The 20,117-nt window shown below is 72.3% G+C and carries 19 protein-coding genes; 8 read left to right on the forward strand and 11 right to left on the reverse strand.

What is annotated here, in order from left to right:
- Window positions 1-228: 228 nt before the first annotated feature.
- The gene (locus tag HS041_RS35140) at window positions 229-2,064 is read right to left on the reverse strand and encodes a dynamin family protein (RefSeq protein ID WP_196445206.1); all 1,836 of its coding nucleotides are present in this window, start codon (window positions 2,062-2,064) and stop codon (window positions 229-231) included.
- Window positions 2,061-2,312: a hypothetical protein gene (locus tag HS041_RS35145; protein ID WP_196445207.1), complete on the reverse strand. Its 252-nt coding sequence runs from the start codon at window positions 2,310-2,312 to the stop codon at window positions 2,061-2,063. The genes HS041_RS35140 and HS041_RS35145 overlap by 4 nt, the downstream gene beginning before the upstream one ends.
- A gap of 215 nt (window positions 2,313-2,527) precedes the next feature.
- On the opposite strand from HS041_RS35145, the gene HS041_RS35150 reads away from it, so the two are divergent.
- On the forward strand, window positions 2,528-3,061 hold the full coding sequence (locus tag HS041_RS35150; RefSeq protein ID WP_230880248.1) for an RNA polymerase sigma factor: 534 nt from the start codon (window positions 2,528-2,530) through the stop codon (window positions 3,059-3,061).
- Window positions 3,062-3,066: 5 nt separating this feature from the next.
- On the opposite strand, the gene grpE is transcribed toward HS041_RS35150, so the two are convergent.
- The 4 genes from grpE to yczE form a co-directional block, all read right to left on the reverse strand.
- Window positions 3,067-4,098 carry a nucleotide exchange factor GrpE gene (gene grpE, locus HS041_RS35155; protein ID WP_196445209.1) on the reverse strand — a complete coding sequence of 344 codons (1,032 nt, stop codon included), beginning with the start codon at window positions 4,096-4,098 and terminating at the stop codon, window positions 3,067-3,069.
- An 86-nt stretch (window positions 4,099-4,184) separates the two neighbouring features.
- Complete coding sequence (locus tag HS041_RS35160) at window positions 4,185-4,439, reverse strand: hypothetical protein (RefSeq protein WP_196445210.1); 255 nt, start codon at window positions 4,437-4,439, stop codon at window positions 4,185-4,187.
- Between the two features lie 345 nt (window positions 4,440-4,784).
- The gene (locus HS041_RS35165; protein WP_196445211.1) at window positions 4,785-6,545 is read right to left on the reverse strand and encodes a glycoside hydrolase family 15 protein; all 1,761 of its coding nucleotides are present in this window, start codon (window positions 6,543-6,545) and stop codon (window positions 4,785-4,787) included.
- Window positions 6,546-6,576: 31 nt separating this feature from the next.
- On the reverse strand, window positions 6,577-7,197 hold the full coding sequence (gene yczE / locus HS041_RS35170) for a membrane protein YczE (protein WP_196445212.1): 621 nt from the start codon (window positions 7,195-7,197) through the stop codon (window positions 6,577-6,579).
- A gap of 74 nt (window positions 7,198-7,271) precedes the next feature.
- Here yczE and yczR point away from each other — a divergent pair, with 74 nt between their 5' ends.
- On the forward strand, window positions 7,272-8,705 hold the full coding sequence (gene yczR / locus HS041_RS35175; RefSeq protein ID WP_230880249.1) for a MocR-like transcription factor YczR: 1,434 nt from the start codon (window positions 7,272-7,274) through the stop codon (window positions 8,703-8,705).
- 86 nt (window positions 8,706-8,791) lie between these two features.
- Here yczR and HS041_RS35180 read toward each other — a convergent pair whose 3' ends face one another.
- Window positions 8,792-9,406, reverse strand: a complete 615-nt coding sequence (locus HS041_RS35180; RefSeq protein ID WP_196445214.1) for a trimeric intracellular cation channel family protein — start codon at window positions 9,404-9,406, stop codon at window positions 8,792-8,794.
- 230 nt (window positions 9,407-9,636) lie between these two features.
- Here HS041_RS35180 and HS041_RS35185 point away from each other — a divergent pair, with 230 nt between their 5' ends.
- The 3 genes from HS041_RS35185 to HS041_RS35195 all read left to right on the forward strand — a co-directional run bounded on the left by HS041_RS35185 (window position 9,637) and on the right by HS041_RS35195 (window position 13,075).
- On the forward strand, window positions 9,637-11,475 hold the full coding sequence (locus HS041_RS35185) for an AMP-dependent synthetase/ligase (protein ID WP_196445215.1): 1,839 nt from the start codon (window positions 9,637-9,639) through the stop codon (window positions 11,473-11,475).
- A gap of 123 nt (window positions 11,476-11,598) precedes the next feature.
- Window positions 11,599-12,420 carry a hypothetical protein gene (locus tag HS041_RS35190; protein ID WP_196445216.1) on the forward strand — a complete coding sequence of 274 codons (822 nt, stop codon included), beginning with the start codon at window positions 11,599-11,601 and terminating at the stop codon, window positions 12,418-12,420.
- 151 nt (window positions 12,421-12,571) lie between these two features.
- On the forward strand, window positions 12,572-13,075 hold the full coding sequence (locus tag HS041_RS35195) for a hypothetical protein (RefSeq protein ID WP_196445217.1): 504 nt from the start codon (window positions 12,572-12,574) through the stop codon (window positions 13,073-13,075).
- Window positions 13,076-13,184: 109 nt separating this feature from the next.
- Here the strand turns inward: HS041_RS35195 and HS041_RS35200 are convergent, their stop codons facing one another.
- From HS041_RS35200 to HS041_RS35210, 3 genes are read right to left on the reverse strand one after another with little or no spacing between them, the layout of a single operon-like run.
- Window positions 13,185-14,198, reverse strand: a complete 1,014-nt coding sequence (locus HS041_RS35200; RefSeq protein ID WP_196445218.1) for an NAD(P)/FAD-dependent oxidoreductase — start codon at window positions 14,196-14,198, stop codon at window positions 13,185-13,187.
- On the reverse strand, window positions 14,195-14,806 hold the full coding sequence (locus HS041_RS35205; protein ID WP_196445219.1) for an isoprenylcysteine carboxyl methyltransferase family protein: 612 nt from the start codon (window positions 14,804-14,806) through the stop codon (window positions 14,195-14,197). Before HS041_RS35205 ends, HS041_RS35200 begins: the two co-directional genes overlap by 4 nt.
- 9 nt (window positions 14,807-14,815) lie before the next feature.
- The gene (locus HS041_RS35210; protein WP_196445220.1) at window positions 14,816-15,925 is read right to left on the reverse strand and encodes a type III polyketide synthase; all 1,110 of its coding nucleotides are present in this window, start codon (window positions 15,923-15,925) and stop codon (window positions 14,816-14,818) included.
- Between the two features lie 98 nt (window positions 15,926-16,023).
- Between HS041_RS35210 and HS041_RS35215 the strand changes: the two genes are divergently transcribed.
- Together HS041_RS35215 and HS041_RS35220 are read left to right on the forward strand one after the other, a co-directional pair.
- Window positions 16,024-16,890, forward strand: a complete 867-nt coding sequence (locus HS041_RS35215; RefSeq protein ID WP_307845606.1) for a UbiA family prenyltransferase — start codon at window positions 16,024-16,026, stop codon at window positions 16,888-16,890.
- Between the two features lie 351 nt (window positions 16,891-17,241).
- Entirely contained in the window at window positions 17,242-18,429 is a 1,188-nt protein-coding gene (locus tag HS041_RS35220) for an RtcB family protein (RefSeq protein WP_196445478.1), read from the forward strand.
- 247 nt (window positions 18,430-18,676) lie between these two features.
- Here the strand turns inward: HS041_RS35220 and HS041_RS35225 are convergent, their stop codons facing one another.
- Window positions 18,677-19,249: a hypothetical protein gene (locus HS041_RS35225; protein WP_196445221.1), complete on the reverse strand. Its 573-nt coding sequence runs from the start codon at window positions 19,247-19,249 to the stop codon at window positions 18,677-18,679.
- Between the two features lie 390 nt (window positions 19,250-19,639).
- On the opposite strand from HS041_RS35225, the gene HS041_RS35230 reads away from it, so the two are divergent.
- A complete protein-coding gene (locus HS041_RS35230; RefSeq protein WP_196445222.1) occupies window positions 19,640-20,011 on the forward strand; it encodes an effector-associated constant component EACC1 in 372 nt (123 codons plus the stop codon).
- Window positions 20,012-20,117: the final 106 nt, after the last annotated feature.

The following is a 20,117-nucleotide window of genomic DNA, read 5'->3' on the forward strand; positions in this document are numbered from 1 at the left end:
ACAACCAAGCCGCCGTATGCACGATCTGCTTTGCCCTCTCCGCCGGACCGGCGGAGAGGTGAAACGCCTGGGGAGCCGGGGCACGACCCCAAGGGCGCACGCCCGGCGGGCAACTGGCGGTGAGGCGGGAAACTCGACCCGTGAGGGCCGGAATCCCCTGGATCCATCCATGGGGAGGAGGTCAAGTTGTCTCTCCTGTCGGGACCGGCGGGGCTCGTGATCACCAGGTCAGGACGCGCCGTCCTGGTGGTAGCGGGACCAGATGGCCTCGTAGGTGTCGCAGAGGGCCTCCGCCGCCCGCCGCTGCCGCAGCGAGATCGGCCGGTGGGTCAGGGCGCGGAACCGGGCGCCCAGCGCGGCGGCGTAGCCGGCGACCTCGGCACGCGGAGCACCCGGCGGAGCGCCGAGCTGGGTCGCCAGCTCGGTCCCGGCGAGCAGGAGCTCCAGCGCCCGTTTGTCGTCGGCGGGGACCATCGGGGCCGCGCGCAGCACCTCGATCGCGGCGGAGTCGACCCGGACCGGGGGGAGCGGGTCACCCGCCGCCGCGGCGGGGCCGGTGTCCTCCTCCAGCGCCGCGATGACGATGTCCTCCAGGACGGTCAGCACGTCCCTGGCCCGGTGCCCGGCGGTGCGGCCCTCGTTCATCATGGCGAGCGTGCGCCAGCGTGTCGTCGCCGCCGTGGCCGCGGCGGCGATCTCCTGCCGGGAGGCCCCCGCGGGCAGGCCGAACTGCCCGGCGGGGTCGTCGTGGCGGGCCAGTCGGAGCAACTCGGCGGTCATGTCCTCGCTCAGGACCAGGGTTCCCCTGCCGAGCGCCTCGGCCGCCGTGAAGATCCGCAGGCCGCCCAGGGCGGTCGCGATCGGCCGGTTCTCGTCGAGCTGGGCCGCCAGGGTGTCCAGGGTGGCGCGGTCTGAGCCGAGCGCGGGCGCGCGGGCGATCTGACGGAGCCGGGTCACGGCGTCGAGTGACTTGAGCTGTTCGGCGCGGCGGGCGAAGTGGGCCAGGCCCGCGGCGACCGAACCCGTCGCCGCACGCCCCGCCGAGGCGTATCCCGAGCGCTCCAGCAGCAGGGCCGTGAGCGCGGCGGCGTCGCTCAGCTCGCCCCGGCGCAACGCGTCCACCGCGACGCGGATGCCGTAGCGGTGCAGCCGTTCCACCAGGCGGTGCCGTACCTCCGCCGGGACGGGCAGGTCGGGCGCCGTGCGGAAGTCCTCCATGTCGAGGAGGTAGTCCTCGAGATCGTCCTCGTCGAGCTGGGCCAGGCGGGACAGCGCGGCGACCTCCTCGCCGTCCAGCGGGCGGGCGCGGGCGGTCTCGGCCAGCAGGCCGATCACCGGCACCACGTCGAAGACGGAGGTGCGCAGGTCCCGGTAGCCGCCGGTGGCCAGCCGCCGGGCGGTCGGCCAGGGGTCGTCCTCGTCACCGCGCCGGTCGATCTGACCCAGCACGGCGAGGGTGTTGACGCAGCTCATGCCGCAGGCGTCGGTGAGGCCGCGGAACTCGGCGAGGGTGGTGTCGTCGAATTTCTGAACGTAGCGCAGTACGTAGATCATCGCCTGCGCGCGGTCGTCCTCGTCGCCGGAGCCGAAGAGCATGCTCCGGGCCGCCCGCTCGTTGACGGCCGTCACCGTGTTCATGCCGGGGGTGTCGATGATGGTGACCGTGCGCAGCGACGGCAGGTCCAGCGCGACGCGCAGCCGCCGGATCCGGGCCACGTCCACACCGAGGTCGGAGGGCAGCCGGTGACCGGGCAGCAGCCGGGAGTAGGCCACCCCGCCGTCGGCGAGCTCGACCGTGATGCGCCCGTCGTCCTCGCCGTATTCGTACTGGGTCACCACGAAGGTGCACTCGCCCGCGTCCACCGGGGCGACCGGCAGTCCCAGCAGGGCGTTGACCAGGGTCGACTTCCCGCTGCTCACCGCGCCGGCCACCGCGACCCGCAGCGGCGCGTCGAGGTCGGCGCGCACCCGCGCCACCCGCTCGCGCAGCTCCGCTCCGGCGAGCCTGGCCGAGGTGCCGTCGCACAGGCGGCGCAGCAGCTCCGCGGGTCCGGCCGTGGTCACACGTCACCTCCGAAGACCGGATCCCAGCCGTCGTGGGCGTCGTCCGGGGAATAGGGGTCGTCGCCGTGATCCGCGTAGTCCTCGTGGCCGGCGTCCCGGACCTCCCACGGGCTCCCCTCGCCGAAGGGCCCGTCCTCGCCGAACGGGCCGGGCTCCCCGGCGTCCGGGGCGGGTTCGCCGGAGAAGACGTCCTGGCCGGGCAGGAGGGAAAGGTCGGCTTCGTCCGAGGAGAACGTCTGCGCGAACATGTCCGCGCTCTCCTCCTCGGTCGGCCCGGGAACCGTCTCGAAGAGGAGTCGATGCAGCTCAGTCAGGTCGTCTGACTCATCGGAGCCCGCTCCGAACTCTGTATTGTTACGGTCCAATATCATGGCGGCCTACCTCATACCGGGCAAACGTGCGGCGTGATGTCATTGGCTGATTTCCACCTCGGGAGGACGGGTGACCGATGACGAGCGGGTCGTTGAGCAGTGCCGTTGACGACGAGAGCCTTCTCGTCGTCGCGGCGCGGGCGGGTGACGAGTCCGCCTTCGCCGAACTGTGGTCCACGGCGCAGCGCCAGGCCTTCGGCGTCTGCTACCACCTCACCGAGAACCGGGCCGACGCGCTCGACGCGCTGCAGGACACGCAGCTCGCCGCGTGGAAGGGCCTGGCCTCCTTCGAGGGCAAGGCGCCCTTCCGAGCCTGGGTCCTCGCCATCGCGCGCAACGCCGCGCGTGCGGTGGTACGGCGCCGTGCCCCCATGGGGATGATCTTCGACGAGGTGGGCGAGGAGTCGGCGGTCACCGAGCCCTTCGAGGACACCGTCGCCGAGCTGGCCGATCTGCGCCGGGCACTGGCCACGGTGCCCGACTCCCATCGGGAGGCGCTGCTGCTGTGGGCCGGCGGGCTCACCTATGAGCAGGTGGGCGCCGCACTGGAGGTCCCGATCAACACGGTGAAGGTGTGGATCCACCGGGCCAGGCAGCGGCTCCAGGCCGAGCTCGGGGGCGGCTGAGCCGCTCACCGCCCGGCCCCGGGCGAGTCGGGTGCCGCGGCCGGTTCGTGGCGGTAGACGGCCACCTGCGGCACGCGGATCACGCGGTCACCGTCGGCGTACCCGTGCTTGACGGTCTCCGCGACGATGTCGTGCAACTCGGGCCGGTCGGTCGGCTCGGTGCCGAACGCCTCGTGCAGGCGCGGGTCGAAGCGCTGCCCGTCTGCGACGATCTCCCGGACCCCGGCCCGGTTCAGCCCGTCCAGGAGCGTGCCGGCCAGCCGGGGGTGGCGCTCGGCGATCTGGTCCCGGTAACCGATGCAGGCCTCCACCAGGACCTCCCTGCTCGGGCGGCCACCGGCGAACAGGCGCTCCACCTGCTGGGTGAGCGCCTGGCTGATCCCGCTCCCGGCGACCTCCTCCAGGACCTCCTGCAGCGGGTCGGACGCGGCGGGACCGGGCTCTGCGGCCGGTACGGCGGACGGCATGGGTGCTCCAGACGGTACGGGTGATCCCTGCGGTACGGGCGCTTCGGACGGTCTGACGGGCGAAGCGGGCTGTACGGCCGGGCTGGACGGTACGGCGGGCGGTGCGGCGGCGGGCCTCGGGGGCTCCGGCAGCCCCGGCCCGCCCTGCCAGGCGGTGGAGGGAACGTCCCTGTTCCGCCGCCACAGGAGGACCGCCGCGGCGATCAGCACGGCGGCTCCCACCGCCAGGGCGAGCATCAGGGCCGGGAACGGCAGCCCGAACAGGCCCGGCGCCTCCTGGACGCCGGGCCTGTCGGCCGGCTTCTCCGGCGGCCGCCCGGCCTCGCCGGGGGGTTGCGCGGCCCCCGCCCCGCCGGGGGTCTGCGCCACACCGGTCTCGCCCCTGGGCAGCAGGGGCGCGACGCCGCCCCCGTCCGCCTCGGCGGTCGGGGCGGGCGCCGGCTGCGTGACCGCGGTGACGGCCTCCCCGCCCGGACCCGCCGCGCCTCCGCCGGGCCCCGCCGGGCCGCAGCCGGTCAGTGCGAGGCCGCCCAGGAGCAACAGGGGGAGGAGCGCACGTCGGTCTGTCATCGGTCGCCTTCCTCGTCGGCGGCCCGTGCGGCCCGGTTCCGGATTCCCCGGAGCCGGGCCGCACGGGCTCATGCCGGATGCTGTGATCAGACCGTCGGGAACGGGCTCTGGTACTCGGTGTAGTCGGAGACGCCGTCGCCGTTGAGGTCGACGCGGACCTCGTCGACGTAGCCGTCGCCGTCGTGGTCGAGGTAGACGACATCGGTGACGCCGTCGTGGTTGACGTCGTAGCGCTCCTCGTCGGCCACGAAGTCGCCGTCGGTGTCGATCAGCTGGGCGTCGGTGGCGCCGTCGCCGTCGTAGTCGACGTAGTCGGTGGTGGTGACGTCGAAGTCGCTCATGACCTGGTGTTCCGTTCTGTTCAGGGTGGGTTCGTCAGATAAGAGTGGCGACCGCGGCGGATTGTTACAGCGGGTTTCAAGATTTTTCCGAACGCCTTCCCCGGCGGAGGGCGGGGCCTCCGGAGGCGACCGGGGGCCGGTTCGCCACGGGTCGCCGCCTGGCGTACTCCGGGCCGTGGCCGCAGGGCCTGTCGCGCAGCCGCGGCCAGGGCGCGGCCGCCGGACCAGCGGGTCCCGGTGGGGGTGTATTCCGCCATCGGCGCCCCCGTGCGCCGCGAACGGCTGTCCGCGCCGGCCGGGATGTCCCGCGGCGCCCCGTGCCGCGCGAGGGCACGGAGCCCCGCCTCAGCTCAGCGCGCGGGCGGTGTGGATCAGCGGGACGTGGCTGAAGGCCTGCGGGAAGTTGCCGACCAGGCGGCCGTAGCGCGGGTCGTACTCCTCGGAGAGCAGGCCGACGTCGTTGCGCAGGGCCAGCAGGCGCTCGAAAAGCTCGACCGCATCCTCCCTGCGGCCGATCATCGCGAGGGCCTCGGCCAGCCAGAAGCTGCACGCCAGGAAGGAGCCCTCACCGCCGGGCAGGCCGTCCACGTCGTTGTCCCTGGCCACCGGGTAGCGCAACACGAACCCGTCCACCAGCAGCTCGCGCTCGACCGCCTCGATGGTCCCGATCACGCGCGGGTCCTCCGGCGGCAGGAAGCCGACGATGGGGATGAGCAGCAGGGCGGCGTCGAGCTCCTGCGAGCCGTACGCCTGGGTGAAGGTGCCCCGCACCGGATCGAAGGCCTTGTCGCAGATCTCGGCGTGGATCCGGGCGCGTACCTCCTTCCAGCGCTCCACCGGGCCGTCCTGGCCGAGGACCTCCACGTATTTGATCGCCCGGTCCAGGGCGACCCAGCACATCACCTTGGAGTGGGTGAAGTGGCGGCGGGGCCCGCGGACCTCCCACAGACCCTCGTCGGGCTCGTCCCAGTGGTCCTCGACGTAGCCGATCAGCCGCCGCTGGATGGTCCAGGCCCGCCGGTCCGGCTCCATGCCCGAGGTGCGCGAGAGATACAGGGAGTTCATCACCTCGCCGTAGACGTCGAGCTGGAGCTGGTTGACCGCGCCGTTGCCGATCCGGACCGGCCGGGACCCCTCGTAGCCGGGCAGCCAGCCGATCTCCATCTCCGGCAGGCGGCGCTCTCCGGCGACGCCGTACATGATCTGCAGGTCCTCGGCCCGGCCGGCGATGGCGCGCAGCAGCCAGGCCCTCCAGTCACGGGCCTCCTGCAGGTAGCCGGCGCCGATCAGGGCCTCCAGGGTCATGGTGGCGTCACGCAGCCAGCAGAAGCGGTAGTCCCAGTTGCGGACCCCGCCCAGGTCCTCGGGCAGGGAGGTGGTGGGGGCCGCGACGATGCCGCCGGTGGGGGCGTAGGTGAGCGCCTTGAGCGTGATGAGGGAGCGGACCACGGCCTCGCGCCAGGGCCCCTTGTAGCAGCACTGCTCCACCCACTCGGCCCACAGCGCCTCGGTCTCGGTCAGCTGCTCGAACGGGTCGATCTCGACGGGCCGGGGCTCGTGGGAGGGGTGCCAGGTGAAGAGGAACGCCACCCGCTCGCCCGCCGAGACCTGGAAGGTCCCCTCGTGGGAGTATCCGTCGCTGTGCAGCGGCACGGGGGAGTGCAGCCAGACGGAGTCGGGGCCGCCGACGGCGTGCAGCAGGTCGCCGTCGCGGCGCACCCAGGGCACGATCCGGCCGTAGTCGAACCTGATGCGGATCTCCGTGGACATCTCCACCGTGCCGGAGACGCCTTCGACGATCCTGACCAGGTCGGGGTTGGTCTGCCGGGCGGGCATGAAGTCGATCACCCGGACGGTGCCGCCGGGGGTGTCCCACTCGCTCTCCAGCACCAGGGTCTCGCCCCGGTAGCGCCGCCGGGTCGCGGGGGCATGGCCGGAACCCGCGGGGCCGAGCCACCACTGCCCGTGGCCCTCGTCGCCGAGCAGCGCCCCGAAGCACGAGGGAGAGTCGAACCGGGGGAGGCAGAGCCAGTCGATTGAGCCGTTCAGCCCGACGAGGGCGGCCGACTGCATGTCGCCAATGAGGGCGTAGTCCTCGATCCGCATGATCCGACGCTAATACCCGCGACGGTGATCGTCAGTCCTGCGCGGTCGATCGGGAGAAACTCAGCCGCGGCATGAAGAACTGGGCGAGGGGGCCGACGGCGAGGGCGAAGACCACCGTACCGACGCCCACGGTGCCGCCGAGCAGCCAGCCGGTCGCCAGCACGGTCACCTCGATGAGGGTGCGGGCCAGGCGGATCGAGAGGCCCAGGCGGACCAGCCCGGTCATGATGCCGTCGCGCGGGCCCGGGCCCAGGCCCGCCCCGATGTACAGGGCCGTCGCCGCGGCGGTGGCCACGACGCCGGCCAGCAGGCAGGCCCAGCGGACGGCGAGGGGCTCCGGGGTGGGGACCAGCCACAGGGCCGCGTCGGCGAACAGTCCGAGGAAGACGACGTTGCTGAGGGTGCCGATGCCCGGCCGCTGCCTGAGGGGGATCCACAGCACCATCACCAACGCTCCCACGATGATGATCCAGGTGCCGACCGAGAGGCCGAAGTGGGTCGAGAGGCCCTGGTGGAACACGTCCCAGGGGCTTCCGCCGAGGGCGGACTCGATCTGCAGGCCGATGCCGACGCCGTAGAGCGCCAGTCCCGAGTAGAGGCGGACGAGGCGGTTGGGGAGGGAGCCGAGGGTGGGCAGGGAGAGTTCGCTCATAATGAGCTAATCGTCCGGGTTATCCATCATGACTGAAAGGTCCAATCAGCGAAAGTGGCTTTATGCTGGCCCGCATGGACCGGTACCTGAGTGGACCCCAGCTCGCCCGCCTCCTCGCGATCGACCCCGGCGCGCGGCCCTACTACCGGGTGCTGGCCGGAGCCGTGCGCTCGCTGATCCTCGACGGCCGGCTTCCGGTCCGGGTGCGGATGCCTGCCGAGCGGCACCTCGCCGAGGCCCTGGGCGTCAGCCGTACCACCGTGACCGCCGCCTACGACCGTCTGCGCGAGCAGGGTTACCTGGAGAGCCGCCAGGGCGCCGGGAGCTGGACCGCGCTGCCCGACCCCGGCGCGCTCGGCATCGAGAACCCGTGGATCGCGGCCGGAGACGACGGCCTGCTGCCGCTGCACTGCGCCGCGCCGCACGCGACCTCGGCGCTGCCCGCGGCGATCGCCCACGCGAGCGAGCACTACCCGCGCTACGCGCTGGGCATGGGCTACGACCCGGTCGGCATCGCGCCGCTGCGCGAGGCGATCGCGGCCCGCTACACCGCGCGCGGGCTGGCCACCCGGCCCGAGCAGATCCTCGTCACCACCGGGGCCCAGCAGGCGATCCACCTGCTGATCACGATGTTCCTCTCGGCCGGCGACCCGATGGTGATCGAGTCGCCCACCTACCCGCACGTGATCGACCTGGCCAGGATGCGCGGTGCCCGGATCGTCCCGGTCGGCCTCGCCGAGGACGGCTGGCACCTGGACCTGCTCGCCTCCGCGATGAGCCAGTCGGCCGCGCGCCTCGCCTACGTGATCCCCGACTTCCAGAACCCGACCGGGCACCTGATGGACGACGCCGTGCGGGCCGGGCTGGTCGGCGCGGCCCGCAAGCACGGCACCACCCTGGTCGTGGACGAGACCTGGAGCGAACTGGCGATCGACGAGGCGCCCCGGACCGCGCCGCTGGCCGCGTTCGACACCGACAACCGGGTGATCAGCGTCGGGTCGGCGTCCAAGCTGTGGTGGGGAGGGCTGCGCATCGGCTGGGTCCGCGCCGGCGCGGCCGTGGTCCGCCGCCTGGCGGTGCTGCGCGCGGCCGTGGACATCGCCAGCCCTCTCTTCGAGCAGCTGGTCGTGACCCGGTTGTTCGAGGACATGGAGGAGACCAGAGCCGAGCGGCGGCGCACCCTCAGAGTCTCCCGGGACGCGCTGGTGTCGGCGCTGGGGGAGCGGATGCCCGACTGGAGGTTCACGGTCCCGGCGGGCGGCGGCTCGCTCTGGGTCCGGCTGGAGGGTCCGTCGGCCGGCGCGCTGGCCGACGCCGCGGCCTGCCACGGGGTACGGCTCGCGCCCGGCACCTGGTTCGGCGTGGACGGCGCCTTGGAGCGCCGGCTCCGCCTGCCGTTCACCCAGCCGCCGCAGATCGTCGCCGAGGCGGTGGAGCGCATCGCCGAGGCCAGGATCAGAGGCTCGTACGGCGCCCGCCCGGCCGAGCCGCTCACCCCCGCGCTGTGACATCCTCCCCGTGCTCCCGTGCTCCCGTGCTCCCCGCGCCGGCGGCCGGTTCCCGGCGCGGGTGCCCCGTTCCCGCGCCGGGCGGCTCAATCCCGCGCCGCGACGCCCCGGGCGAGGGGAGCCTGGAGCCGGAAGTACACGGCGGCGATCCGGAGCACGAAGGCGAGGACGGCCGCCGCCAGGGTGGCGGGCCAGCCGTGCAGTTCGAGGGCGTAGAGCACGGCCATCACCGCGGAGCCGAGCATGGCGGGCACGGCGTAGAACTGGCGGTCGTACAACAGGGTGGGGATCTGGCCGGCCAGCATGTCGCGCAGCACGCCGCCGCCGACCGCCGTGGTCACCCCGAGCAGGACGGCGTGCAGCGGGCTGAGGCCGTAGTCCATCGCCTTCTCCGTGCCGACCGCGCAGAACAGGCCGAGACCGGCCGCGTCGAACACGTTCACGACGGGCATCACCCGCTCCACCTGCGGATGCCAGAAGAACACGATCGCCGTGGCGATCAGGGGGGTGAGGACGTAGCCGACGCTGGAGAACGCGGCGGGCGGCACGTTGAGGATCAGGTCCCGCAGGATCCCGCCGCCCAGTGCGGTCATCGCGGCCAGCACGGCCATGCCGACCACGTCCAGCCGCCTGCGGACGCCGACGAGGGCGCCGGAGAGCGCGAAGACGAAGATTCCCACGAGATCGAGCAGCTGGTTCACAGAACAATCATCCCATGATTGGTCCTATGGTTGCCGAAGGTGCCTGCCCGCCCTCTTCGGAGGGAGTCGGCCCGGCGACTCCGCGCCGCATCCGGAAGGTGACTGTACGTGTCGCGGTGAAGCCTTCCCCGGAGGACTCGCCGCTTCTTGCCTCGCGGCTCTTGCCTGCGCTGACCGGGTGTGGTGCGATGCATCCCACCGTGCAAGTAAGCACTTTCTGGAGGCGCGTCATGGGTGATGTCCTTGCGGAACGCACGTCGATCGAGGAGACGATCGCAGGCCGTACCGTATGCGCACAGCTGAAGGAGGCGGCCGAAAGTCATCCCGACGCGCCCGCTTACTCCGATCCCGCCGGCGACGGCTGGACCACCCTGACCTACGCCGAGGCGCGGCAGCGGGTCCTGGAGATCGCGGCCGGGTTCGCCGCCCTCGGTGTCGGGCCCGGTGACGCCGTCGCGCTGATGATGGTCAACCGGAGCGAGCACGTGCTGGCCGATCTCGGCGCCGTGCACGCCGGGGCCGTGCCGTGCTCGGTCTACGCCACCTTCGCCCCCGACCAGGTCGCCTTCGTCGCCGGCGACGTCGGCGCGAAGGTCGCGGTGCTGGGCGGTCCGGCCGAGCTGACCCGCTGGGAGCCGGTCCTCGGAGAGCTGCCCGGCCTGGCGAAGGTCGTGATGCTGGAGGGCGCCCCGACCGGTGACGACCGGTTCATCGGCTGGGACGACTTCCTGGCACTGGGCCGCGAGCGCCTGGCCGAGGACCCGGAGGCCGTCGACGCCCGCTGGCAGGCGGTCGGGGCCGGCGACGTCCTGACGGTCCTGTACACCTCGGGCACCACCGGCAATCCCAAGGGCGTGCCGCTCACCCACGCCAACGTGTGCTTCGAGGTGGGGGCCACCGACCGGATGACCTCGCTGCCCACCCTCGGCACCCAGATCTCCTACCTCACCTACGCGCACATCGCCGAGCGGGTGCTCAGCCTGTACCTGCCGCTGTTCAAGCTCTCCCACGTGCACTTCTGCACCGACCTGGCGAGCCTGGGCGCGACGCTCGGGAAGGTCAAGCCGGTCATGTTCTTCGGCGTCCCCCGGGTGTGGGAGAAGATGATGGCACGCCTGCAGGCCCTGCTGGCGACCCAGCCCGAGGAGCAGCAGGAGGGCGTGCGCGCGGCCATGGCCGCCGGGCTGGCCTACGTCGAGGCGTGCCAGTACGGTCACACGGTCACGCCGGAGATCCAGCAGGCATACGACCAGGCCGACGCCGCACTGCTGTCGATCATCCGGTCCATGATCGGCTTCGACAACGCCCGCTGGCTGGCCACCGCCGCGGCCCCGATGCCGCTCGAGGTCCAGCGGTTCTTCGCCGGTCTCGGCCTGAAGATCCTCGACGTGTACGGCATGACCGAGACGACGGGCGCGTTCACCGCCAACAGCCCCGAGCACTACAAGCTGGGCACCGTCGGCCGCGCCGAGCCCGGAGTCGAGGTCCGCATCGCCGAGGACGGCGAGATCCTCACCCGCAGCCCGCTCAACACCGCCGGCTACCTGAACCGGCCCGAGGCGACCGCAGAGCTGCTGGACGAGGACGGCTGGCTGCACACCGGTGACGTGGGCTCCATCGACGAGGACGGCTTCGTCAAGATCGTCGACCGGAAGAAGGAACTCATCATCACCGCGGGCGGCGAGAACATCTCCCCGGCCAACATCGAGAACTACCTCAAGGAGCACCCCCTCATCGGCCAGGCCCTCGCCTTCGGAGACGGCAGGCCGTACCCGGTGGCGATCCTCACCCTCGACGGCGAGGTGGCTCCCGGCTGGGCGCAGGCCAACGGCATCGAGTTCACCACCCTGGCCGAGCTCGCCGAGCACCCCGACGTGCTCAAGGCCGTCGAGGCCGCGATAGAGACGGCCAACGAGAAGCTCGCCCGAGTCCAGCAGGTCAAGCGCTGGCGGCTGCTCCCGGTGGAGTGGACGGCCGAGACCGAGGAGCTCACCCCCAGCCTGAAGCTCAAGAGGCGCGTCATCCACGCCAAGTACGCCGAGGTCATCGCCGGGATGTACGAGGGCTGACCGGCCGCTCGCGCGGCGCCCGGCCTCCTCCTCGGGAAGGCCGGGCGCCTTTTCCGCTGTTTTGCCCAACCGGGCGTGTGTCGCTCCCATGGTCATTGCCGGCCGGTTCCTAGCGTCCTGATCATGACCGTTAGAGCTCTTCTCGCGTTCCTGGCCGCGGCGGCCTGTGCGCTGCCCGCCGCGGGTGCGGCGACCGCGACCGTCCCGGTGGCCGCTGCCCGGCCCCCCGCGACCGGGCCGGTGATCCGCTCGATCACCCTGAGCCCCGCGGCGCCGGTGGTCCGCCCGGGCAGCGCCGTACGGCTGGTGATCGACGTGGTCGCCCGTGGGGTCTCCGGCCCGGACGGCGTGACGATCCAGGTCGAACCCGGCGCGGTGCCCGGCACGGACGCGCCGGCCGGCCGTGGATCCGGAGACTCCCGGACGGCCTCAGGGCGGGTGGCCGTCCCGCGGGTGGAGGGCGCGCCGGTGCGCCTCGGGCGGACCGGCGCGGAGTGGGAGACCTGGCGTTTCCTGCCGGAGCGGCGGCTGAACCGCCGCTACCCCGCCGGACGCTGGACGATCACCGCCACCGCCAGGGGTGCGGAGGGCGCCACGGCCGTCCGGTACGCCGAGTTCTGGCTGAAACGGGCGACCGTGCTCACGTCGGTCCAGGTTGTGAGGGGAGAAGGGGGCGTCCGGGTCGGCGGGGTGCTGCGGCGGGTCGATCCTCAGGGGTACACGGACTACGCCCCCTTCGCCGGTCAGCCGGTGGAGATCCTGTATCGGCGGGACGGCGAGGAGGCATGGGGGCGGGTGGCCGGGGCCGTGACGGACCGTCTGGGCTATTTCGTCAGGAAAGTGGAGGGGCACCGGCGGGGGGACTGGCGGGTCCGCTTCCCGGGGACGGGGCGTTTCGCCGCCGACTCGAGCCGGGTTCTCCGGGTCGACAAAAGGGACAATTAACCATTAATAGTCACAAAACTTAACCAACGTTTCCAAAATGGAATAGTTTTACCTGTCCTTTGCGGCAACTTTTCTCTACCTTGAAGCGTCTTTGACGGTAGGCGTGCTCCGTCCCGGGGCGCGCCTCTTCACGGGGAGAGGAAGTTTCCATATGATGCGACGCCTTGCCACGGCTCTGGCCGCGGCGACCCTGAGCGTCTCCGCGCTCGCGATCGCCGCTCCGGCGCAGGCCGCGGCCGCCACCGCGGGGCACCCGCAGTACGACACGACCACTCGTATCGTCGGTTTCCACGCGGACCCCAACCCGGTCCGCAGGCACCACAAGATCTCGCTGGCGGGCCAGCTCCAGATCGAAGAGGAGTGCACCCCGTCCGAGCGCGGTCGCGGCGCGGACGTGACCACCGTCCACGTCCCGTGCGACGAGCGCACGAGGCGGACCTGGAACGGGAACGCGGGCGGACAGAAGATCGTCGTGCTGTTCCGCGTCGCCGGCAAGCACAAGTGGCACTACGTCGAGTCGATCGGGACGGGTCCCGACGGGCGCTTCTACACGGAGCTCCCGGCCCGTGTCTCCGGCACCTGGCGAGTCATCTTCGAGGGTGCCAGGGGCCTGAGCGGCGCCGAGGCCAGGGACTGGGTGAAGGTCTACCACTGACCCGCCCTCACCTGATCTGACCGGGCGAAGCCCGGCACCGGAGACCGCCCGGCATCCCCGCAGGGATGCCGGGCGGTTCTTCTTCCCGCCACCGGACGACGGCGGACGGTCATGCCAGCGCCCGCACCGCCGCGCCGAACAGGGCCGGCATCCGCTGCGCGGCCGGGACGATCAGCCGGGCCGCCGCCGGATGCCGCCGGGCCGACAGGAGCGCGCCGGTGAGCAGCCGGTGACGCCGCGACAACCGGAGCCAGGCGGTCTCGTAGTCCTGCGGGGCGCCCGCCCGCAGACAGCGGACCAGGGCCCGCGCCGACAGCAGCGCGAGCGAGATCCCCTCGCCGGTGAGCGCGTCGGTGTAACCGGCGGCATCACCGACCAGCAGCACCCTCCCGGCGACCCGGGCCCGGACCCGCTGGCGCAGCGGACCGGCACCGCGCACCCGGGTCGCGGCAGGCCCGTCGAGCCGGGCCAGGAGCGAGGGGAACGCCGTCAGGCGGTCCAGGTAACCGCCGCGCCGGGTGGTCAGCACCGCCACACCCACCAGGTTCTCGCTCACCGGGGTCACGTACGCCTCGGCGTCCGCCGCCCAGTGGACTTCGACGAAGTCGGTCCAGGGCGCGATCGGATAGTGCTGGCGCAGGCCGTATCTGCGCATTCCCCGGGCGGGCAGCTCCAGCCCGAACTGGGCGCGCAACGGAGAGTGCAGCCCGTCCGCGGCCACCAGCCAGCGGGCCCGGAATCCGGCCGCCTCGACGCCGCCCGAGTGCTGCCGTACCGCGGAGACCCGCCCCTGGACGATCCGCACGCCCAGTTCGGCTGCACGCCGAGACAACGCGGCGTGCAGCGCGGTACGGCGCACGCCCAGCCCGTGGCCGCCGCGGAAGGCCGCCTGCACCTCGTGGCGCCCGTCGAGGTAGCGGATTCCCCGCAGCGGCCGGCCGCCGGGATCGATGCCCATCGAGCGCAGGGCGGCGGCCCCGGTGGGCATCAGGCCCTCGCCGCACGCCTTGTCCACCGGCCCGGGGCGGGGCTCGACCACGACCGCCTCCATGCCGGCCGCGGCCGCGTGGATGGCCGTCGCCAGGCCAGCCGGGCCGCCGCCGGCGACCAGTACGTCGATCACACCGGAGCCCGGCCGCCGGCCTGGCCCGTGCCCCGAGGACGCGCCCGGCCTGCGCCCCCGTCCTGCGAGCCGGCGGAGTCCGGGTCCGACGCCGGTGCGAGCGCGGACAGCGCGGCGTCCTCACACCGGATCCGCACCGCCATCAGCGCGGCGTTGCAGACGGTGAAGACGAGGGCGGTGATCCATGCCCCGTGCACCAGCGGCAGTGCCGCTCCCTCCACGGCCACCGCCACGTAGTTGGGGTGGGGCAGCCAGGAGAACCGGTAGGGGCCGCCGGTCACCCGCGGCAGACCGGGGACCACGATCACCTCGGTGTTCCACTGCCGCCCCAGCGTGGCCACGCACCACCAGCGCAGCGCCTGGGAGGCGGCCACGAGGACGAGCATCGGCCAGCCCAGCGCCGGGACGAAGGGCCTTCCCGCCAGGTACACCTCGGCCAGGCAGCCCGCCAGCAGGCCCGTGTGCAGGGCGACCATCCACGGATAGTGCCCGCGCCCGGCGATCGTCCCGCCGCGGGCCAGGCTCCACCGGGCGTTGCGGCGGGAGACGACCAGCTCCGCGAGGCGCTCGGCCGCGATCAGGACGATGAGTGCCGGATACCAGTGCATCGACGACCCTTACCAGCGCAGCAGGACGAGCTCGGAACAGAAGCCGGGGCCCATCGCGATGATCAGCCCGGGGGTGCCCGGCGGCGGCCGCAGGGCGATCGTGTCCCGCAGGACGTGCAGCACCGAGGAGGAGGAGAGGTTGCCGACCTCGGCCAGGGAGCGCCAGGTGACGTCCAGCGCGCCGGGCGGCAGTTCCAGCGTCTCGGCGACCGCTTCCAGGACCTTGGGGCCGCCGGGATGGCAGACCCAGGCCGTGACGTCGCCGGAGGTCAGTCCGTGGTCGGCGAGGAACCCGTGCACGTCGGCGGCGAGATGGGTGCGCACGACGTCCGGGACGCCCGCGTCGAGCACCACCCGGAAACCGGTGTCCCGGACCTCCCAGCCCATCACCTGCCCCGAGCCGGGGTACAGGTGACTGCGGGCGGCCACCACGGTCGGTCCCCACGAACCCGCCGTCCCGGGCGGCTCCGGTACCCGCGCCGGCCCTGGCGGCCTGTGCGGCCCGGGGGTCCGCTCCGCGCCGCAGACCACCACGGCGGCCGCGCCGTCGCCGAACAGCGCCCCCGCCACCATGTTGGCGACGGAGGCGTCCTCGCGCTGCAGCGTCAGCGAGCACAACTCGACCGAGAGCAGCACGGCCACGTGGTCCGGCCAGCCCCGCAGGTAGTCGTGCACGCGGGCGATCCCCGCCGCTCCCGCCACGCACCCCAGCCCGAACACCGGCACCCGCTTGACGTCGGGGCGCAGGCCGATCCGGCCGGCCAGCCGGGCCTCCAGCGAGGGCGCGGCGATGCCGGTCACCGAGGTGCACAGGATCATGTCGACGTCCTCCGGTGCGAGCCCGGCCGCCTCCAGCGCGCCGCAGACCGCCTCCGCGCCCAGTTCCAGGGAAGTCTCGATGAAGGCGTCGTTGGCCGCCCCGAACCCGTCGAGCTTGTCGTACCGGTCGAGCGGCAGGCTCAGATGGCGGTGCTCGACGCGCGCGCCCGCGTACAGCCGGTCGAGCAGGGCCCGGCCGGTCCCCTCCGGCAGGCACATCCGGGCGAAGGCGTCGGCGATCTCGTCTTGGGAATAGCGGTTCGGCGGCAGCGCCCCCCGGACGGCGGCGATACGGCTCAATCTGGGCACCCCCGGATGGACGGACAGCGGAACACCGGCACTGTGCCCATCCGGCCGGACGTCATGCCTTCGCCGTACGACGTTCTAGGATCGGCTCCGTGACGACGAGCCGGCGCGGTCGCGGCCATCGGTCCCCTCTGACGGCGGCCCTGGGACTGGCGCGGGCCTGCCATGCCGGGCCGACGGCGGCGGTCACCGTCCTGACCGCCGCGCTGGCCACGGCGAGCGGGCGGGACGCGGCCGGGTGCGCCGCGGTGGCCGCCGCCGTACTCGCCGGGCAGCTCTCCATCGGCTGGTGCAACGACGCGGTGGACGCCGGACGGGACCGCGCGGCCGGACGGGCGGACAAGCCGATCGTCGGCGGCGCGGTGGGCGGCCGGACGGTGTGGGCCGCCGCGATCGTCGCCCTGGCGCTCTGCGTGCCGCTCTCCCTCGCCTCCGGCCCGGCGGCCGGGGCCGTGCATCTCGCCGGCGTCGGTGCCGCCTGGGCCTACGATCTCGGCCTGAAGGCCACCGTGTTGTCCTGGGTCCCCTACGCCGTGGGGTTCGGCTCGCTACCGGCGTTCGTCGCGCTCGGCCTGCCGGAGAGGCCGTGGCCGGCCTGGTGGGCGGTGCTGGCGGCGGCGCTGCTCGGCTGCGGGGCCCACCTGGCCAACGTGTTGCCCGACATCTCCGACGACCTCGCCACCGGGGTCCGCGGCTGGCCGCAGCGGCTCGGCCCCGCGCGGGTCCGCGCGCTGATCCCGCTCCCGCTGCTCGCGGCGACCGGTCTGCTCGTCCTGGCCCCGGACGGCTCGCCCGGCGCGGCGGGCTGGGCCGCCCTCGCGGCGGCCTGCGCGTTCGCGGCCGCGGGCCCGCTGCTGGGAGGGCGGTCACCCCGGGCCCCGTTCGCGGCGGCCATCGCCGTGGCCGCCGTCGACGTCCTCCTCCTGCTCGCACAGGGCACCGGGATCACCGCGCCCTGATCCTGCCGGGCTCCGGTGCACCACCGGCCGCGTCGACCCACTGCCTCAGCAGGCGAAGGCGCTCTGCGTTGTCCTCGGTGAGAATTCCCGCCGCGGCCCGAACCGCGACCGGGACGCCGTACACCAGGAGACGCCGTACACCAGGAACGGTACGGACACCGCGTCGGCGAGCAGCAGGTCCGGCGGCGGGCGTGCAGACGTGCTCCGGCGGGGCCGTACAGGAAGATTTAAGGACGTTTTGGCTGTTCACGGCCATTGTGAGTGGTTAATTCAGTTGCGTGGGCAGTGTGTCTCTGGCGTTATTGACCTCGTCCGCGACCGACTGACGTGCCGGAGGGAGGCGACGTGAGGATGACGTACAACGAGGTGACAGGTGGCCGGGCGCCAATCCGCATGTGGGCCGAGCCGGCCGAAGTCGAGCCCGACGTGATGCGGCAGTTGCGCAACGTCTCCGACCTGCCGTGGGTGCACGGCGTCGCGGTGATGCCGGACGTGCACCACGGCAAGGGTGCCACGGTCGGCTCGGTCATCGCCATGCGCGACGCGGTCTCGCCCGCGGCGGTGGGCGTGGACATCGGCTGCGGCATGACCGCGGTGAAGACCTCCTACACGGCCGACAGCCTGCCCGACAACCTGGGATACCTGCGCTCGAAGCTGGAGCGGGCGGTCCCGGTCGGATTCGGGCACCACAAGCGGCCGGTCGACCCGACCACGCTGCAGGAGCTCAAGGGCGCGGGCTGGGCGGAGTTCTGGAAGGGCTTCGACGAGCTGGCCCCGTCCGTGCGGGGCCGGCGGGAGAAGGCCGAAGTGCAGATGGGCACCCTCGGGGGAGGCAACCACTTCCTGGAGGTCTGCGCCGACGATGAGGGCGTGGTCTGGGTCGTGCTGCACTCCGGTTCGCGCAACATCGGCAAGGAACTGGCCGACCATCACATCGAGGTGGCACGAGGGCTGCCGCACAACCAGGATCTGCCGGACCGGGATCTCGCGGTGTTCGTCGGGGGCACATCGCAGATGGAGGCGTACCGGCGGGACCTGTTCTGGGCGCAGGACTACGCGCGCCGCAACAGGGCGGTCATGATGGCCCTGGTCTGCGACGTGCTCCGCCGCCACCTGCCGGGCATCACCTTCGAGCAGCCGATCTCCTGCCACCACAACTACGTGGCCGAGGAGCGGTACGACGACGTGGATGTGCTCGTCACCCGCAAGGGCGCGATCCGCGCGGGATCCGGCGAGTTCGGCATCATCCCCGGCTCGATGGCGACCGGCACCTACATCGTGAAGGGCCGGGGGAACGCCGCGGCGTTCAACTCGGCCTCACATGGTGCCGGTCGCCGGATGAGCCGGAACAAAGCCAAGAAGACGTTCACCCTGGCGGACTTCAAGGCCCAGACCGAGGGCGTCGAGTGCCGCAAGGACACCGGGGTGATCGACGAGATCCCCGGGGCGTACAAGGACATCGAGTCGGTCATGGCCGCCCAGACCGACCTGGTCGAGGTCGTCGCCCACCTGCGCCAGCTCATCTGCATCAAGGGCTGACAAGGTCTGAGAACCTGCGCCGCAGCGGTGGAACCCCCGCTGACCTGCGGTGCGGGCTCTCGGCGTCTTTCATCGCTTCGTATGTGATCGCGACGAGATCGGCGGGCTGGCCGACGAGTACCACCGAGCCGCATGGACATTCCGGAGAAATCCCAGATCAAGCCCTATGTGATGAGTTGTGAAGCAGTGCCTGGTCGCTGTGTCCTCGGCGCATGGGCGCTTGCGGGTACGGCATCGGGGAGGACGGTCAGTCGAAGTCGACGCACCTGGCGTACCAGTCGCCGGTCAGATGTGTGATCTGAGATGCTCCGAGCTCCTGCACGCGCCCGGCAGGGACGTGAACGAATCCGCACTGCTCCAGCATCCCGCCGGAGCCCGCCGTACCGAGCTCTGTGACCCCATTCCAGCGTCGGACCTGGTCGATCGTGAATGCTCCGGCTTGTTCCTCGTGGAAGATCCAGCGTTGCCGTTCCGGCAGAGAGGCCGCGTACCTCGTCAGAGCGGGTTCGGACATCGCGAAGGCGACGTGCAGCGGAATTCCTGAACCGGCAATGGCGAAGACCAGTCCGCCGGCAAGCGGCAGAAGGCAGAGCCGCCGGTCACGTCCGTGGGGACGAACCGCGAGGAGCGCCACCCACGCGCAGAAGGACAGCAGCCATGCGGGGACGGCCGCGATGATCAGCGGGGTGTTGCCGCCGGGGGTCGCCGCAGCGAGCACCGTCAGCACCGACGCGGCGAGCACCGGCCCGATGAGCACCAACCGCCACCAGCTACGCCGCGGCGACGTGCGGGGGGAATCGACGACCAGGGAAGCAGCCATGCTGAACCTTACGCAGGCCTTCATGCTGAACCTTACGCAGGCCTTCATGCTGAACCTTACGCAGGCCTTGATGATGAGGTGGTCCTCCCTCGGCTCGCCTGGTCCGGTTCCAGGCAGGCCGGTGGCTTCGCGATGTGGTCCACCTTTTCGGGCCGTGACGGCGGGGGAACGCCTCGGTCTGGATCGGTGACACTGATTCCGCACAGTGATGTTGCGTCTCGGGCGTGTATCGAGAGTGCGCAAAGGCGGGCGACCGGCTCGGCGCCGCCGACCATGCCGAGGACCTCTTCACGCCGCTGTGAGGGGACCTCTTTACCGCGCCGTGACGGGGGTGGAGTTCACTCGCGGCTGTGCCCTTGTCTACGTTGGAGATGAGACGGGGGAAATGTCATGCATGTCATGGTGAACGCCGAGACAGGGCGCGATGACCAGCTCAGGGATCTGTACGCGTGGCTGCAAGAGGAGACGGACCTGCGCGGACGCGTGGTGATGGAGGAGCGGCCCCCCGATCCCGGGACGCCGGGACCGGTCACCGGGGCGCTGCAGGTCCTGCTGGAATCGGGAGGCGCGCTCGCCTCGACGTCCGCGGTGGTGGTCGCCTGGCTGCGCACCCGGACCGGAGAGGTGAGTGTCAGGATCGTCGACGGTGACAAGGAGATCGAGGTCACCGCAGGCGGGCTGAGGGACCTCGACCACGCCCGGGTCGACGAGATCACCGAGCGGGTCGTCCGGACGTTCCAGAGGGTCGACAGCCGGGGGTGACCCGTGGCCGGGGCTGGGGTCGGGCCGTTCGGGCGGACGGCGACTGAGTGGTCCGCTGGGCCGGCGTTCTTGAGCCGGTTCCGGTCAGGACGGGCGCGACGGGAGA

The sequence above is a fragment of the Planomonospora sp. ID67723 genome (genome assembly GCF_015711605.1).
Lineage (GTDB): Bacteria > Actinomycetota > Actinomycetes > Streptosporangiales > Streptosporangiaceae > Planomonospora_A.